At 66.6% G+C, this 15,797-nt stretch carries 18 protein-coding genes and 1 pseudogene; 17 read left to right on the plus strand and 2 right to left on the minus strand.

Annotated features, from left to right (window positions below; genetic code table 11):
* The 5 genes and pseudogenes from MB818_RS20330 to MB818_RS20350 form a co-directional block, all read left to right on the plus strand.
* Positions 1-828: pseudogene (locus tag MB818_RS20330) on the plus strand (hypothetical protein); the annotation flags it as partial.
* A gap of 24 nt (positions 829-852) precedes the next feature.
* Positions 853-1,845 (plus strand): hypothetical protein, encoded by a 993-nt coding sequence (locus MB818_RS20335; protein WP_238906234.1) that lies wholly within the window; start codon positions 853-855, stop codon positions 1,843-1,845.
* Between the two features lie 44 nt (positions 1,846-1,889).
* A complete protein-coding gene (locus MB818_RS20340; RefSeq protein ID WP_238906235.1) occupies positions 1,890-2,180 on the plus strand; it encodes a DUF6127 family protein in 291 nt (96 codons plus the stop codon).
* Between the two features lie 108 nt (positions 2,181-2,288).
* A complete protein-coding gene (locus tag MB818_RS20345; RefSeq protein ID WP_238906237.1) occupies positions 2,289-2,963 on the plus strand; it encodes a YcbK family protein in 675 nt (224 codons plus the stop codon).
* Positions 2,960-3,217: a hypothetical protein gene (locus MB818_RS20350; RefSeq protein WP_238906239.1), complete on the plus strand. Its 258-nt coding sequence runs from the start codon at positions 2,960-2,962 to the stop codon at positions 3,215-3,217. The genes MB818_RS20345 and MB818_RS20350 overlap by 4 nt, the downstream gene beginning before the upstream one ends.
* 173 nt (positions 3,218-3,390) lie before the next feature.
* Here the strand turns inward: MB818_RS20350 and MB818_RS20360 are convergent, their stop codons facing one another.
* Both MB818_RS20360 and MB818_RS20365 read right to left on the minus strand, forming a co-directional pair.
* Positions 3,391-4,758 (minus strand): sensor histidine kinase, encoded by a 1,368-nt coding sequence (locus tag MB818_RS20360; RefSeq protein WP_238906241.1) that lies wholly within the window; start codon positions 4,756-4,758, stop codon positions 3,391-3,393.
* Positions 4,755-5,414, minus strand: a complete 660-nt coding sequence (locus MB818_RS20365) for a response regulator transcription factor (RefSeq protein WP_238906242.1) — start codon at positions 5,412-5,414, stop codon at positions 4,755-4,757. The genes MB818_RS20360 and MB818_RS20365 overlap by 4 nt, the downstream gene beginning before the upstream one ends.
* 145 nt (positions 5,415-5,559) lie before the next feature.
* On the opposite strand from MB818_RS20365, the gene MB818_RS20370 reads away from it, so the two are divergent.
* The 12 genes from MB818_RS20370 (at position 5,560) to MB818_RS20425 (ending at position 15,671) form a co-directional block, all read left to right on the plus strand.
* Positions 5,560-5,892, plus strand: a complete 333-nt coding sequence (locus tag MB818_RS20370) for a PepSY domain-containing protein (protein WP_238906243.1) — start codon at positions 5,560-5,562, stop codon at positions 5,890-5,892.
* Entirely contained in the window at positions 5,885-6,538 is a 654-nt protein-coding gene (locus MB818_RS20375) for a cytochrome b/b6 domain-containing protein (RefSeq protein ID WP_238906244.1), read from the plus strand. Before MB818_RS20370 ends, MB818_RS20375 begins: the two co-directional genes overlap by 8 nt.
* Positions 6,539-6,686: 148 nt before the next feature.
* Entirely contained in the window at positions 6,687-7,175 is a 489-nt protein-coding gene (locus MB818_RS20380; RefSeq protein WP_238906245.1) for a hypothetical protein, read from the plus strand.
* A 301-nt stretch (positions 7,176-7,476) separates the two neighbouring features.
* Entirely contained in the window at positions 7,477-7,854 is a 378-nt protein-coding gene (locus MB818_RS20385; RefSeq protein ID WP_238906246.1) for a PepSY domain-containing protein, read from the plus strand.
* 38 nt (positions 7,855-7,892) lie between these two features.
* Positions 7,893-8,363 carry a DUF2271 domain-containing protein gene (locus MB818_RS20390; protein WP_238906248.1) on the plus strand — a complete coding sequence of 157 codons (471 nt, stop codon included), beginning with the start codon at positions 7,893-7,895 and terminating at the stop codon, positions 8,361-8,363.
* A gap of 12 nt (positions 8,364-8,375) precedes the next feature.
* Entirely contained in the window at positions 8,376-10,583 is a 2,208-nt protein-coding gene (locus MB818_RS20395; RefSeq protein ID WP_234163028.1) for a PepSY domain-containing protein, read from the plus strand.
* The gene (locus MB818_RS20400) at positions 10,564-11,544 is read left to right on the plus strand and encodes an FAD:protein FMN transferase (RefSeq protein WP_238906250.1); all 981 of its coding nucleotides are present in this window, start codon (positions 10,564-10,566) and stop codon (positions 11,542-11,544) included. Before MB818_RS20395 ends, MB818_RS20400 begins: the two co-directional genes overlap by 20 nt.
* A gap of 101 nt (positions 11,545-11,645) precedes the next feature.
* Positions 11,646-12,260: a TetR/AcrR family transcriptional regulator gene (locus MB818_RS20405; RefSeq protein WP_234163026.1), complete on the plus strand. Its 615-nt coding sequence runs from the start codon at positions 11,646-11,648 to the stop codon at positions 12,258-12,260.
* Complete coding sequence (locus tag MB818_RS20410; protein WP_238906251.1) at positions 12,257-13,417, plus strand: efflux RND transporter periplasmic adaptor subunit; 1,161 nt, start codon at positions 12,257-12,259, stop codon at positions 13,415-13,417. Before MB818_RS20405 ends, MB818_RS20410 begins: the two co-directional genes overlap by 4 nt.
* Positions 13,414-14,550, plus strand: coding sequence for an ABC transporter permease (locus MB818_RS20415; protein ID WP_234163024.1), 1,137 nt, complete (start codon positions 13,414-13,416; stop codon positions 14,548-14,550). The genes MB818_RS20410 and MB818_RS20415 overlap by 4 nt, the downstream gene beginning before the upstream one ends.
* Before the next feature lie 3 nt (positions 14,551-14,553).
* Entirely contained in the window at positions 14,554-15,264 is a 711-nt protein-coding gene (locus MB818_RS20420; protein WP_238906252.1) for an ABC transporter ATP-binding protein, read from the plus strand.
* Entirely contained in the window at positions 15,261-15,671 is a 411-nt protein-coding gene (locus MB818_RS20425) for a hypothetical protein (RefSeq protein WP_234163022.1), read from the plus strand. Before MB818_RS20420 ends, MB818_RS20425 begins: the two co-directional genes overlap by 4 nt.
* The last annotated feature ends 126 nt before the right edge of the window (positions 15,672-15,797 follow it).

Genomic DNA, 15,797 nt, shown 5'->3' on the forward strand with positions numbered 1-15,797 from the left:
GACGAGTTCGTCCGGGTCGATGGGATCTCGGCCAATTCGATCACCGTCGGGCGGGGCTGTCTCGACACCGTGCCGCTGGCCCATACAGCCGGCACCCCGGTGATCTTCTGGCAGGGACATGCGGAGACGACATCCGGTCGTTATGTTGCCGGCGAGAGCCTTCCGGTCCGGATCCTGCCGCGCACCGGCCTCGGCACCCTGCCGCTGGCGCAGGCCCCGACAGATATCGTCTCCTTCGCCGCCCGCGCGATCCGTCCCCTGCCGCCGGGCAATCTCCGCGGCGATGGAGGCTTCGTATCCCCTTTGGCCAGTCCCGAGGCCATGCTGACCTGGGCGCACCGGGACCGGCTCTCCCAGACCAGTTCCGTCTTCGACAGCTACCTTGCCAGTGATATCGGCCCGGAACCCGGGGTGACCTACCAGGTCCGCATTCACTGGGTCGATCCCGACACCGGCGAGACCCTGGAACCGGCGGCCGCGGTGATCGAGGCCGGCACCGCCACCAGCTGGACGCTGGCCGAGGCGGATTATCCCGAACCCCCGCCCGGCGTCGAACAGGCGGCCCTGCGGGTGCGCGCCGTCCGGGGGTCTCACGAGGACCGGGCCTTCCGCGCCTATCGCGTGACCCTCGGCGGAAAGGTTCAGGTCTCGGCGCAGGATTTGGTGCTGCTCTGTTCCGGCACCGGTATCGACCTTGTCGCACAGGATCTGATCCTGACCTGCGCCGGGCCGGGCCTCGACATCGTCGAGCAGCACCTGGTGCTCGATCTCCGGCCGCCCGGTCTGGGCGTGATCCAGCAGGAGCTGATCGTCGAGCTCACCCCCTGATCTCCAACCACGGGACTTCTCATCATGACCGATTACCTGATCACCAACAGCGCCGCTCTCCTGGGCGGCGTCGAGGACGCCTCCGTACCGGGGAGCTACAACCCGGTGTTCGCCTCCCACGCGCTGCGCTTCGAGGCCGAACAGGCGGCGAGCATTTCCCTGCCGGGTGTCACCGACATCTGGATCCGGGCCGATTGCTATTACGATGACTTCAACCGTACCACCTCGGGAGACGGGTTCTTTGCCTCGGTAGGCCTGCCCACGGTCGATATCGCCCGGATCGATCTCAACAACGGGGCGATGACCTTCGATTATGCCACGCTTAGCAACTCTGCACCCAGCCTGACCGGTGCGCCGGTCACCGGCTTCCCCGATGCCACGCTCTTTACCTTCGACATCCATATCGAGACCGGCGCTGCCGTGGCGGGCAATGTCGATGACTACAGGGTCACGGCTTATGTCGATCTGAGCCAGGTCGGGCAGGTTCTCGGCAAGGCCGACAAGGTCAATGGCGAAGGCGCGGTGCGGTTCGACTTTGGCGGCACCAATTTCCTCGATGGCACTGGCCGGTTCTTTCTCTCCAATGTCCTTGTCTCCAATCTGGACACCCGCGGCCGGCGCTTCCGCATCCTGCGGCCCACCGGCCCGGGGGCGCTCGCCACGGCCGTGGGCGGGCATGCCGAACTGGGCGATGGCGATCCCGCCACCTTTGCCTATGCCCGCGCGGCCGGGGATGCGGTCACCTCCACGCTCACGCCCGGCGCCACCCCGCCCGGCACCATCGGCCGGGTGATCCTCGCAAGCCATGCCCGCAATGCCTCGGCCAACCCCAATCCGGGCCAGGTCATCAATCGCCTGCGGATCGGTGGGACCAACCATGACGCCGCCGGCCAGGCCCCGGCCGGAGCGTCGCTCGAGGCGCTCACCTCGGAATGGGCCACGAACCCCGACACCGGTCTACCCTGGACCTGGGCCGATCTTGCGGGGCTCGAGATCGGCTTTGCCGGCGGCAGCTGAGCCGGGTCAAACAATTGGACCATCAGACGAAAGGAACACTGCCTATGTCGCCGCCCCTGCGTGAGACCGACAACCTGCGCATTCCCGAGGCCGAGTTCCAGGCCATGCTGGCGCGCGCCGCGGAAGAAGGTGCCCGGCGCGCCCTGGCCGATGTCGGGCTTGAAGGCGAGACCGCCGCGCTCGACATTCGTGATCTGCGGTCTCTGCTCGACTGCATCCGCTTCGTGCGCCGCACCGCCGTGCAGACCACCGTGCATCTCATCACCACCGGCCTCATCCTCGCCCTGCTGGCCGGCACCGTGATCAAGCTCCGGCTCTTCGGCGGTGGGCCGTAGGAACGGCGGTGATCCGCAGGTTGCAATCCCGTAATCCCCGACATTCCGAAGCAACACCCACGCATCCGCCGCCCACCGAGGCGGCGTTCCTGTCTCTGGAGACATCCCATGACCACGACCTTCTATGCCCATTGGCGCGATGTGCCCGAAAGTGCCTGGCGCTGGCACAACTTCTCGCCCGCGGAAATCGCCTGCCGGGGCACCGGCAAGTTGCTGATCAACGAACCGGCGCTCGACAAGCTGCAGGCGCTGCGCGACCGGCTCGGCAAGCCGCTGATCGTCCGCTCCGCCTATCGCAGCCCCGAGCACAACCGCGCCATGGGCGGCGCGACCCGCTCCAAGCACCTCGACGGCGCCGCCTTTGACATCGCCATGGCGAACCACGACCCGGTGGCGTTCGAGGCCGCGGCGCGGGAGGTCGGGTTCCTCGGCTTCGGGTTCTATCCGCGCTCGGGGTTCATGCATGTCGACCTGGGGCCCGCGCGACAATGGGGCGAGCGGTTCCCGGTCCGGGAGACCGCATTCGCAGCGGAGACGCCGCCCGCGCGCGAGGTGCTGGCCGACAGCCGCACCATGAAGGGGGGCGGGGCGGCGGGTGTCGCGACGCTCGGCGCGGCCGGGGTGGAAATCGCGCAGAGCGTCCTGGCAGAGACCCAATCTGCCATCCTGCCGCTTGTGCCGTACCTCGACACCCTGCGCTGGGTGTTCATCCTTGTGGCGCTCGGCGGCATCGCGGTCACCATTTACGCCCGCCTCGACGACTGGCGCCGGGGCCGGCGGTGATCGCCGGGCTCCTCACCGGGATCGCGGCCAGCCCGTGGGTGCGGGCGGCGCTGCGCTACGGCGCCATCGTCCTCGCCGTGCTCCTGTTCCTGCTTTCGCTTCGGCGCTCCGGGGAGCGAGCGGGACGCCTCGCCGAACGCCTCGAAACCTCGGAGAAGACCAATGAAATCCAACGCCGGATGCTGGAGGCTGCGGCTCGCCGTCCTCGGGATCGTAACGATCTGGCTGAGCGGCTGCGCAACGGTCGGTTCTGAGACGACCGGGTTCCGGACGTGTGTACCCATTATCGAGTACAGCCAGGAATTTCAGGCAACGGCTGCCGAGGAACTGAACACATTGCCCGACGGTTCGGCTGTTTCCGAGATGCTGACCGACTACGCTGTAATGCGTGATCAGGCGCGAAGCTGCTGATGGTTTGCACCACGTGTCACATTCTCCGCATCGCGTTTCGCGTAGAGGTGTTCGAAACGTCTGTGGGCAACCTGAGGGATGCCTGAAAGCCGGAAGACTTACCCGGACGCGGTGACTCCAGATTGAGCTGGCTTCCGATCCGGTCCGCGATGGCAGCGACGATGGCGAGGCCGAGCCCGCTGCCATCGGTTCTCGTATTTGCCCGCTCGAAACGCGCCGTCAGGCGGTCGAGAATGTCGCGCGGCAGCACGGGACCGTCGTTCGCCACGATGAGCTGCCCATCCTGCGTCACAATCACCTCGACCGGGGCGGTCTCCGCCCCATGGCGCAGGGCGTTCTCTACAAGGTTTCGGCAGAGGATGGCGAAGGCATCGGGGTCGATATCGGACAGGACGGGAGTGTCCGGCAGGGTCAGCGCGATCCGGTCCATCGCACCCGTACGTGCCAGATCATCCACCACGACACGTGCGACGGGTCTGAGATCCGTATTTCGGTCCGTTCGCAGTCGTCCGCCTTCCGCCCGCGCAAGTTGCATGAGGCGTTCCGACATCCGCGTTAGCCGCTTGAGCGTCGCTTCGATCTCCGCGGCGCGCGCGTTAATGGCTGGATCATGGGTCTCCGATCTCAGCCGCTGCGCCTGCGCGATGGCACCAGCCAGGGGCGTCCGAAGTTCATGGGCAGCGTTTGCCGCAAAGCTCCGTTCGGCCTCGAATGCCTCGCGCAACCTGTCCAGAAGGTTGTTCAGGGTCGCGGCCAGCGGGCCGATTTCCGCCGGCAGGTCGTCGGCGGGAACTTCGGAGAGGTCGCGGGCGCTGCGTGCCTCGAGTCGTGTGCGGTAGCGGCGCAGCGGGGCGAGGCTGAAGCGGACGGCCAGGATGATCGCGGCGAGTGCGACGGGCAGCACGACCAGCAGCGGCAGAACGAGGCCCATCCGGATTTCCCGCGCGACCGACGCGCGATGCGCGAGCGGCTCGGCCACGGTGATGCGGATTGTGCCCTGAAGTACCGCGTCACTGTAGACGCGATGCGTGGCGGTCTGTGCAAACCCCGGCCCGCCGTAAGGCGGGAACACTGCGGGGTCCGCCGCATGGGATTGCAGCAGGACGCGACCCTCGGCGTCAGTGACCACATAGGTGAAGAACTCGTCGTGCTCGCGGATCGGCGCGAGCCGCTGCGTCACACCCTGATCTTCCCGGCCGACGATGTCGGTCACCGCCAGCGGCAGGATCCGCTCAGCGGTCTCGCGCAGGGCGGAGTCGAAGACCTCGTCCAACTCGCCCCTGACGATTACCGCCGTGACCGTCGCGGCCAGCAACCAGAGGATCGTCAGCACGAGGCCGAGAGACAGACCGAGCCGTGCCTGAAGGCTGCGCGGCCACCTCACGGCTTGCCCAGCCTGTAGCCCATGCCGCGCTCGGTCTCGATGACGGCGGGCCCGAGCTTCTTGCGCAGGCGGCTGACATGGACCTCGATGGTGTTGCTCTCCACCTCCGTGTCGAAAGCGTAGAGCTTGTCCTCCAGTTGCGGCTTGGATAGCAGTTGCCCCGGACGCGCGAGGAAGGCCTCGAACAGGGCCCATTCGCGGGCCGTCAGTTGAACCGGCTTGCCGTCGCGGTGAATGCTGCGCGCGGCGAGGTCGATGGCCAGCGCGCCATGGGTGACGATGGGGTTGGGATTGCCGCTGTATCGCCGGGCGACCGAGCCGATGCGGGCCGACAGTTCGGACAGATCGAAAGGTTTCACGAGGTAGTCGTCGGCGCCCGAGTTCAGCCCCTCGATCCGGTCCGAGACCTGGTCGAGCGCCGTCAGGATGATGACCGGCGTCACATCGCCCCGCGCGCGCAGGGCCTTGAGGAACCCGATCCCGCGCCCGTCCGGCAGCATGAGGTCGAGCAGGATCAGGTCATAGGACGCCCCGCGCAGCGCGTCGCCCGCCGCGTCCAGACGCGTGACCCAGTCCACCGACTGGCCATCGGCCGCAATCTGATCGCGCACTGCGGCGCCAAGAGTCGTGTCGTCCTCGATCAGCAGGATGCGCATGTCTGGTTCCGTTTCTTTTCCGATGACCCTCCATGATCCGTCTGGCTGACACGTGGCTGAAGCTGCTTGGCACGCCGCTTCAGGCTGCCGTCAGCTTCGCCGCGCATGAAGTGCATCAAGAGGCGTGCCACGCGGAGTTTGACGCATGAAGAAGACATTGACAATTCTCGGCTTTCTCGCGGTCTTCCCGGCCGGCGTCGCGTGGGCGGACGACGACTGCTTCGTGCCGATGGCCGATTGGCAGCCGCGCGACGCCGTCGCCCGGCTCGCCGAAGAGAACGGCTGGACGGTGCGCCGCATCAAGATCGACGACGGCTGCTACGAGATTGACGGCCGGGATACCGAAGGGCGCCGGATCGAGGTGACCGTCCACCCGGCGACGCTCCAGGTGATCGAGTTCGAATACGAAGACGAGGACGAGGACGAACGCCGCGACAAGGATCGGGGCCGGGATCGCGACGGAGGCGACAATGACTGAGGCAACCACGCACGACGCCCTCAAGATGACTACCGAGTCGTCCGGCAAGGTTCGGGTCTGGGATCCGCTGGTGCGGATTTTTCATTGGAGCCTTGTCGGTGCCTTTACGCTCGCCTGGTTGACGGCAGACGAATGGCAGACCACGCATGAAATCGCCGGGTATGTCGTTGCGGGCCTCGTTGCGTTTCGCCTCGCCTGGGGCCTGGTCGGCGGTCGCTATGCGCGCTTCGCCCAGTTTCTGCAGGGTCCCGCTGCGACGCTTGACTATCTGCGGGCGATGTTCGGGCGGCGAGAGCGCCGGTATCTCGGGCACAACCCGGCCGGCGCGGCGATGATCGTGGCGCTACTTGTCACGCTTTCGGCCACCGCCTTTACCGGCTGGCTCATGGAAGACCCAGACCGCATCACGCTGCTGCCAGACCTGCCTCAGATCGTGGCACCTGCTTACGCGGACGAGGGCGAGACGGGGGGCATCGACGAGGAAGAGCTTGAAGAGGTGCATGAAGCATCCGCCAATCTGTTATTGCTGCTGGTGGCGTTGCATGTCGGCGGCGTCGTGCTGGCGTCCTTCCGGCATCGCGAGAACCTCGCCCGTGCCATGATTACCGGCGACAAGCGCGCGCCCGGTCCCGGCGACATCGTCTGACGGACTTTCCCTTCGGCGCGACCTGGCCCCGCTCTCACCGGCGGGGCCTTTTCTTTCTGAAGGCAAGCTGAAGCGGGAATCTTTGCTCCGTCAGGAAGCCCTCAGATGGAGCTGGCAGATTGTTTGCATCAGTAGAGGAGAGGCTGTCATGCAAACAAAACTCATCATCGCCGCCGTCATAACGGCGTTTGCCGTGCCTGCGATCGCGGCTCCGAATGAAACGCCCTATGCACTGAGCGCGGTACACGCCGACAATCAGGGCCAGCTTGAGCGGATCACCGGAAGGTCCGACGAAATCGGGGCTGCCGCTCGCGCTGCCGCCGACCTCTTGAAGCCGCACAATGCCGCGCAGGAGGGGCTGGTGCTGCCCTTACTCGGTTGGGCAGAATCTGCGACGACCGGAACGGTCCTACCGGCGGCGCTCCCGGATCGGAACAGCCTCGAAGCCGAGTTGTCGCAGCTCTACGATGGCGACGTGGACCTGGTCACCGCATTGGTCGATCTCTACGCAGCGGCAGAAGAAGCGGGGGATTCAGAGACCGCGCGTCTCGCCGAACGGATGATCTGGCACGAGACGAACGATGTCCAGTTGCTGTATCCGGCGGCGCTTCTCGTCCATGCGTCCATGCGTCCATGACGTCGCGGGACGGGACTACTGGACCGATGGGAATCAGCCTGCAGACCGGTCCGCTCTACGGCGAACATCCGATGCCGATGATGGGCGTCGGGGACCCGCACCGGCCGCGTTCCGGAAACTGAGCCCAGCGGCGGCAGGCGTCGTCGGGAAGGAATCCTACCTCCTGCCCGATCGGAGAAGGCCGGCTTTGCGCCGGCCTTTTTCTTCCTGACGGCTAGCTGAACTGGGAATCGTTGCTCCGTCAGGAAGTCCTCAGGTCGGCTCTCCAGATTGTCCTCAGTAGACCAAAGGAGACCCTGCCATGAAAAAGACCCTGACCGCACTTGCCATTCTCGCACTGCTGCCTGCCGGCGCCGCGCTGGCCGACGACGACGATTGCACCGCGCCCCGCGACATGTGGCAGCCGCGCGAGGCGGCGATGCAGATCGCCCAGCAAAACGGCTGGACCGTGCGCGACTTCGAGATCGACGATGGTTGCTACGAGATCGAGGGCCGAGACAGTGACGGCCGGGAGATCGAGGTGAAACTCGATCCGGCGACGCTCCAGATCGTCGATATTGATTATGAAGACGACGACAAACGGGGCGGCGCTCCCGATCCTGCGCCTGCAGGCACAGCCCAGCCCCCGCAGAACGGCCTCTTCGGGAACGGCGCGCCACCGCAGGTTCAGGTGAACTGAGCCGCTCCGACCCAACTTCCCGATCAAGGATGAACCTGATGAAATCACTACTCGCAACGCTGGCGCTCACCACGGCGCTGACGCTTCCCGGTCTCGCGATGGCGCGACCGGTGACGCTCACCACGACCCTCAACAACTATGGCGGCGACGGGGCCTATCTCGCGCTCTACGTCACCGACGCCTCGGGCGCCTATGTCGGCAGTCTCTGGATGGCCGGCGGCAAATCGAAGTACTACCAGCATCTGAGCGATTGGCACCGCGCCACCGGCGGCGACACCGCACAGGTGAACGGCATCACCGGCGCCAGCGTCGGCGCGGGCCGGGCGCTGGAGATCACCCTCGATCTGGCCAACGCGCTGTTCGATGCGGGCTACGCGCTCCACATCGACGCCGCCGTCGAGGACATGCGCGACAGCCCGAACGAGGTGGCGGTACCGCTCACGACCGATGGCGCGGGCACGCCCGTTCGCGGCCGCCGCTACGTCGCCAGTTTCCAATACGACATGTGAGAAATGAGAGCCATGATCCGTGCACTCCATCGCTGGCCGGGTCTTCTGGCCCTAGCGCTCGTCACCGTCCTTTCGCTGAGCGGTGCGGCGCTGTCGGTCTTCCCTGCGGCCGAACGCATCGCCGCGCCGCAGGCGGAGGCCGGTCTGACCGTCGCCACCCTCGCGGACCGCATCCAGGCGGTCTATCCGGGCGTCGAGCAGATCCGCCGGTCGCCATCGGGCCGGATCACCGCCTACTGGTTCGACCAAGGCACGCCCGGCGCCGCCGTGATCGACCCGGAGACGGGTGAAGGCGTGGCCTCGACCGATCCGAACCAGACCCTCCGCTGGCTCACCAACCTACATCGCTCGCTGTTCCTGGGGGATGGCGGTCGCCTCGCCATGGCGACGGGGGCTTTGGCGATGCTGGTCCTGTCGCTCTCCGGTGCGGCGCTGGTCGCGCGGCGGGCCGGCGGCTGGCGGCACTGGTTCGCGCTTCTGCGGGGGCCGCTTGCCGGTCGGCTGCATGTCGAGATTGCGCGGATCGCGGTGATCGGCCTTGTCCTGTCGTCCACCACGGCCATGTGGATGACGGCCTCGACATTCGATCTTCTCCCCGATGGCAGCGCAGCGCCAGCCTTTCCGGCCCTGCTGAGCGGCGAGACGGGGTTTGCTCCCGGCCGGATGGCGACATTGCAGCAGACGCCCGTCGCCGAACTGCGCGAGCTGAGCTTTCCCTATCCCGGCGATGTGACGGATGCCTTCACGCTGAAGACCGACCGGGGGACCGGGTATCTCGATCAGGGCAACGGAGCGCTGCTGGCCTGGGCCGACCTGACCGGGTGGGAGCGGATCTCGGAAACCATCTACATGCTGCACACCGGACAGGGCGCCGCGACACTGGGGCTGGTGCTGGGTCTGATGGCGCTCGGCGTCCCGGCCATGGGCGCAACCGGCGTTCTGGTCTGGTTTATGGGACGGCGCGGGCGGCCTCGCATCCGGGGCAATCAGCCCGCGGGCCGGGCCGAGACGATCCTGCTTGTCGGCAGTGAGGGCGGCAGTACATGGGGCTTTGCCGCGACGCTGCACGCCGCGCTGTCGCAAGCCGGGCAGAGCGTCCATGTGGGCCCGATGTCGGGCTTCGCCCCTGAGCGCTATGCAAAGGCCGAACGGATCATCCTGCTCGCCGCGACCTATGGCGCCGGCACCGCGCCGGCCTCGGCCAAGGGGTTCCTCAATCGGCTGAGCGCCCTTGATCGCGCGCCTGACATCCCTCTGGCCGTGCTCGGCTTCGGGGATCGCAGTTTTCCGGCCTACTGCGCTTTTGCCAAGGCTGTCATGACGGTGGCGCAGGCGAAGGGCTGGTCCGAGCTCATGCCGCTCGACACGATCGACCGCCAGTCGCCGCAGGATTTCGCACGTTGGGGCCGCGCGCTCGCCGTGGCGCTGGGGATCCCCCTGGAAATGGCGCACCAGCCCGTCCTGCCGAAAACCGGGACGCTGACCCTCGTCTCGCGCCGGGACTATGGCGCCGAGGTGCAGGCCCCGACGGCGATCCTGCGCTTTGCCCTTCCGCGCGCAACGCTCTGGCAGCGACTGACCGGGGAAGGCTTCGCGCGGTTCACTGCAGGTGACCTGATCGGCGTCCTACCCGAAGGCAGCGCCGCACCGCGGCTTTACTCGCTTGCCTCGAGCCGGCGCGATGGGTTCATCGAGATCGTGGTGAGGAAGCTTCCCGGCGGCCTTGCGTCCTCACAGCTGACCGCACTGGAGCCCGGCGACACCGTGACCGCGTTCCTCCGCCGCAACCCGGGCTTCCGGGCCGGACGGGGCCGCGCGCCATTGATCCTGATCGGCGCGGGAACCGGTATTGGGCCACTTGCGGGTATCGTGCGCGGTAACGCGCGCCAGTGGCCGATCCATCTGTTCTTCGGCATGCGCCATCCGGATAGCGACTTCTTCTATGTGGAGGAATTTCCTGCCTGGAAGGAAGAAGGGCGTCTGACCCGGCTGGTCACGGCCGTCTCCCGCGGGGCGCGTCCCCACTACGTGCAGGATGCTCTGCGGAGCGAGGCCACTCAGATCGCGGAACTCATCCGCGACGGGGCCCGCGTGATGGTCTGCGGTGGACGCGACATGGCCGCGGGCGTGGCCGATGCGCTGGCGGAGATCCTTGCGCCGACCGGGCTCACGCCCGCGCTGCTGAAGGCGGAGGGGCGATATGTCGAAGATGTCTACTGAAATGGTGCGCCACGCTCTGAATGGCCCGACCATGGGCACGCGCTGGTCGGCGCTGTTCTTCGCGGAACCGGGCTTCGACGCGAACGCAGTTCAAGGTGCGTTGCAAGCGGCGGTTGATGAGGTGGACGCGCAGATGTCGACATGGAAGCCCGACAGCGACCTGATGCGCCTCAACGCGGCGCCGGTGGGCAAATGGGTGGCCGTTCCCGAGCGCCTCGAGCAAGTCCTTCGCCTCGGTCTTGAGATCGGGCGCGCCTCGGACGGGGCCTTCGATATCGGTATGGGCGATGCGGTGACAGCCTGGGGCTTCGGGTCGGAAGCCGCGACGTCCGCGCGTATCCGCGCCGCGATGGATGCCCCTCGTCGCCCGGCGCATGTAGTGCTGGAGATCTGTGGCAACCATGTGCGCAAGTCCGCTCGCATCGCGCTCGATCTCAACGGTATTGCCAAGGGCTATGGGGTCGACCAGCTGGCCGAGACCTTGCGCGACCACGGGGTCGCGGGCGCCCTCGTCGGGATCGACGGCGAAATGCGCGCGCTCGGGCTGCGGCCTGACGGCGAGGCATGGACCATCGCGGTGGAAGCGCCGGAGGTCGAGCGCCGTACGCCCCATTCGATCCTCGCCCTGCAGGACGCTGCCGTCGCGACTTCCGGCGACTACCGCCACTGGGTCGAGGTGCAGGGACGACGCCTTGCGCACACGATGGACCCAAGCCGCGGCGCGCCGCTGATCGCTTCGCCGGCCTCCGTCACTGTCGTGGCCCAAAGCTGTGCCGAGGCCGATGCCTGGGCGACGGCCCTCATGGTGCTCGGCGCTGATGTCGGCGCGGCACTCGCCAGAAAACGTGGGCTCGACGCCTTGTTCCTTCTGCGCGAAGAAGACGGGAGCGTAAGAGGCTTCGGAGTCGGAGACCTTTTCTTCAAAGATCCCGCGACAATTGCCGTAGCCGACGGGAAATGAGCTGCATGGATGGCACCTCGGTCAATTGCCGCATCGGCGCATCTTGAACTCGGACTGACCCAATATTAGTTAGTAACCAATCACTCATTATAGGTGCCGGAATGGCCCGCAAGACCGCCGCGACCCGTAAGGCCGAGATTGTCGCCACCACGCTGCGGCTGGCCGATGAGCTCGGGCCCGACCGCCTGACGACGCAGGCCGTCGCCGATGTCGTCGGGCTGACGCAGCCGGGTGTGTTCCGGCATTTTCCGACCAAGCAGGTGCTTTGGCAGGCCGTCGCCGAAACGATCGATGCGACGATGACCGAGGCTTGGGAGACCGCCCTTGCCGGCAGTCCCGCGCCGCTGGACCGGCTTGCCCTGCTGATCCGGACACAGTTGCGTCAAATCGAGGGGAATCCTGCAATTCCGGCCATCCTGCATTCACGGGAGTTGCAGACCGAAAACACCGACCTGCGCGATCGTTTTCGGTCGCTGATGATGCGCTTTCAGGCCCTGCTGCGGGCGGAGCTGATTGCGGCGCGCGATGCAGGCCAGATCCGCGGCGACATAGACGCGGACGATGGTGCGGTTCTTCTGATCTCGCTGGTGCAGGGATTAGCGATCCGCTGGGCGCTCGGCAATCGTTCGTTCCCTCTCGAGGCTGAGGGGGCGCGGCTGGTCGGCTCCCAGATGAGACTGTTCCGCACCGATGCGGCCAAGGAGATCAGGACATGAAGCGACGCAGGAATTTCTGGTTGCTGGTCCTGGTGGCCGCGGCGGCGATCGGTGCCGCCGGATATCTGTTCTTCGCCGAACGCCCCCTTGCCGTGCCCGTCGCCACGGCGCAGAGAGACGTTCCGGTGCGGGTCTATGGCCTTGGCACTGTTGAGGCGCGGATCGTCTCGCGGATCGGATTCGAGGTGGGCGCCGCTCTCACCGACCTTGCCGTCGATAGCGGCGACGCGGTCGCCGAAGGGCAGGTTCTGGCGCGTCTGCACACCGCCGAGCAGGAAGCGCGCGTTGTGCGCGCTGAGGCGGCTGTGGAAGCCGCCGGAGCCGCGCTGGGCAAGGCCGAGGCGAATGTGGAGCGGGCGCGCGCCGTGCTGGCGCAGCGGCGGTCCACCAACGACCGCCAGCAGGCGCTGGCAGACCGCCGCACGATCTCTGTGCAGACCGCGGAGGAGGCGCAGCGCGACGTCGATGTGGCCGCCGCCGATCTGGCCGTCGCCGAAAGCGAGGTGAAGGTCGCGCAGGCACAGCGTGCCGATGCGGAGGCTGCTCTTCTCTACGAGACGACGCTCCTAGATCATCACGTCTTGCGCGCGCCCTTCGACGCGGTCGTTGTCACGCGGCATGTCGAGGCGGGCACGGTGGTGCGCGCGGGCGATCCGATCTTCACGCTGATGGACCCGGGCACCGTCTGGACACTGGCCTATATCGATGAGGCACGCGCGGGCTCGATCGCGGCGGGCCAGCCGGCGGAGGTTCGGTTGCGGTCGCTGCCGCACGAGGTCTTCGGCGGCACAGTTGATCGGATCGGCATCGAAAGCGACCGCGTGAACGAGGAGCGGCGGGTCTGGATCGCGTGCGACCGCTGCCCCGCCGAGGTCTATCTGGGCGAGCAGGCCGAGGTCAGGATCACCGTGGCGACGCTGCCCGAAGCGGTGCTCGTGCCCGAGATCGCTGTCCGCGGCTTCGACGGACATCAGGGCCGCGTCTGGTACGTCCAGGACGGACGACTGGCTGAGACCGAAGTGATCTTCGGCCACCGGACCGAAGACGCAAGAGTGGAAATTATCTCCGGCCTGCCGGAGGGGGCGAAGGTCGTCGCAGCTCCCGTCAAGGGTCTGACAGAGGGGCGGATGGCCCGCATCACGGGGGGCGCGCCATGAACCTCGCCTGGCGCGACGTGCGCCACAATCTCTTCCGCTTCGTACTGACCTGCCTCGGCCTCAGCCTGCTTATGGCTGTCGTTCTGGCGATGATCGGCATCTACAACGGGCTTGTGGCCGACGCGCTGAACATCGTGAAGGCGCCGCAGGTCGATCTCTGGGTCGTGGAATCCGGTACCCAAGGACCATTCGCCGAAGCCTCGAAGATCCCCGGCGGCACCCGCGACGCAGTCGCCCGACTGCACGGCGTGGCCGAAGCGGGCAGCATCACCTATCAGACCGTCGAGGCCAGCCATGCAGGCGAAACCCTGCGACTCTACGTCATCGGCTATGAACCCGGACGCCCCGGCGGACCCCTGACGATCGCGGAAGGTCGCAACATCACGCAGACACACTTCGAAATGGTGGCCGACCGCATGACTGGCTTGGTGGTGGGCGATCGCATCCGCCTCGGACGCGACATGTTCGCCGTCGTCGGTCTGGTCGAGGACACGATGAACTCGGGCGGCGATCCCGCGGCCTTCATCACCCTGTCCGATGCGCAGACCCTGCAATCGCAGCTGGCGCCCCCGGCCCAGCGGGTGCAAACCGCCCGCGGTGCCGGACTTCTGGAAAGCGCCGATACGGTCGCAGCGGTAATCGCCCGGCTCGAACCGACTGCCGACCCGCTCGACGTGGCGCAGACCGTGCGCCAGTGGAAACATCTGGGCGCGCTGACGCAGGCAGAGCAGGAGGCGATCCTGATCGGCTCGGTCGTGGACCGCGCCAAGCGGCAGATCGGCCTGTTCCTCGGGATCCTGCTGACAGTTTCGGCCGTGGTGATCGCGCTCATCATCTACACGATGACGATGGAGAAGCTGAAGCAGATCGCGACGCTGAAGCTGATCGGTGCACCGGACCGGACCATCGTCGGTTTGATCGTGCAGCAATCGCTGGCGCTCGGCCTGGTCGGCTGGAGCTTCGGCCTGATCCTGATCCTATTGATCAAGGACTATTTCCCCCGCCGCGTGGTGCTGGAACCGGTCAATGCCGCGGCGCTGGCCGGGATCGTCATTGTCGTGTGTATCGCGGCCAGCGGGCTTGGTGTGCGGGCAGCGCTGAAGGTCGATCCCGCGACGGCGATCGGCGGCTGACCCATGGAACCGCTCAGCCAGCCCCTGATCGAGATCTCCGGCGTCTCCAAGCGTTTCGGCGAGGGCGAGACGCGCGTCGATGCCCTGCGCGACATCGACCTGACGGTGCGCCGCGGCGAGGTGGTGGCGCTGCTGGGCCCGTCGGGCTCGGGCAAGACCACGCTGCTCAACATAATCGGCTGCATCATCGATCCCACCGAAGGCAGGGTGACGCTGGACGGCGAGGTCGTCTATGACAACCGCTGGCTGCGCGGCGATCTGCGCCGGCTACGGCTCGACAAGATCGGCTTCATCTTCCAGTTCCACAACCTTCTGCCCTTCCTCAACGCCCGCGACAACGTAGCGTTGGTGCTGACGCTGGCTGGGAGGTCGGCGGTGGACGCGCAGGCGCGCGCCGCCGAACTGCTCGACTATCTGGAAGTCGGTCACCGCGCCGCGGCGATGCCGGCGCTTCTCTCGGGCGGCGAAGCGCAGCGCGTGGCCATCGCCCGCGCGCTTGCCAACAGCCCGCGCATCATCCTTGCCGATGAACCGACCGCCGCGCTCGACAGCAAGCGAGCGGGGATCGTGATGGATCTGCTGCGCAAGCTGGCCTCCGAGCAGGACGCCTGCATCGTCGCCGTCACCCATGACGAGAAGATCTACGACCGTTTCGACCGGCTGTTTCATCTGCGCGATGGGGTTCTGGAAACAGAAAAGGGGAAAGAGACATGAAGACGCGTTCATCGGGGAAATGGCCGGTCAGGATCGCGGCGGGCGTCGCTGTGGCATTCGGCGCGGTGACGATCCTGTCAGGCGGTCGGGTGCTGTTTGGCGGCGCCACCGCACAGGAGGCCGCCGGAAATGCCGTGCCGTTCGTGCTGTGGTTCAACTTCCTGTCCGGCTTTGCCTATGTCCTCGCGGGCATCGGCATGGCCATGGGGCGGAGATGGGGGACCCTGTTGGCCTTTGCCCTGGTGATAGGTATTGCCACCGCGTTCGCGTTTTTCGGCCTGCATGTGTTTCAGGGAGGCGCGTTCGAAATGCGGACGGTGGGCGCCATGACCCTGCGCCTTGTCGTTTGGATCGCGATCGCAGCGGTCGCTGTGCGGAATCCACCCTCTAAGCAACAAAGTGTGTGAGCAGGATATTTCACTACCGATGCTTGGGTTGGAAATAGGGTGGATGCCGATCTTCACCAGACGGCTTTGCGATGTGCGAAGCATGCGGGGTAGAAACCCTGGCTGAGGGAAGGCATATGAAAAATG

This window comes from Ruegeria alba, from assembly GCF_022321465.1.
GTDB classification, from domain to species: Bacteria; Pseudomonadota; Alphaproteobacteria; order Rhodobacterales; family Rhodobacteraceae; genus Ruegeria_B; species Ruegeria_B alba.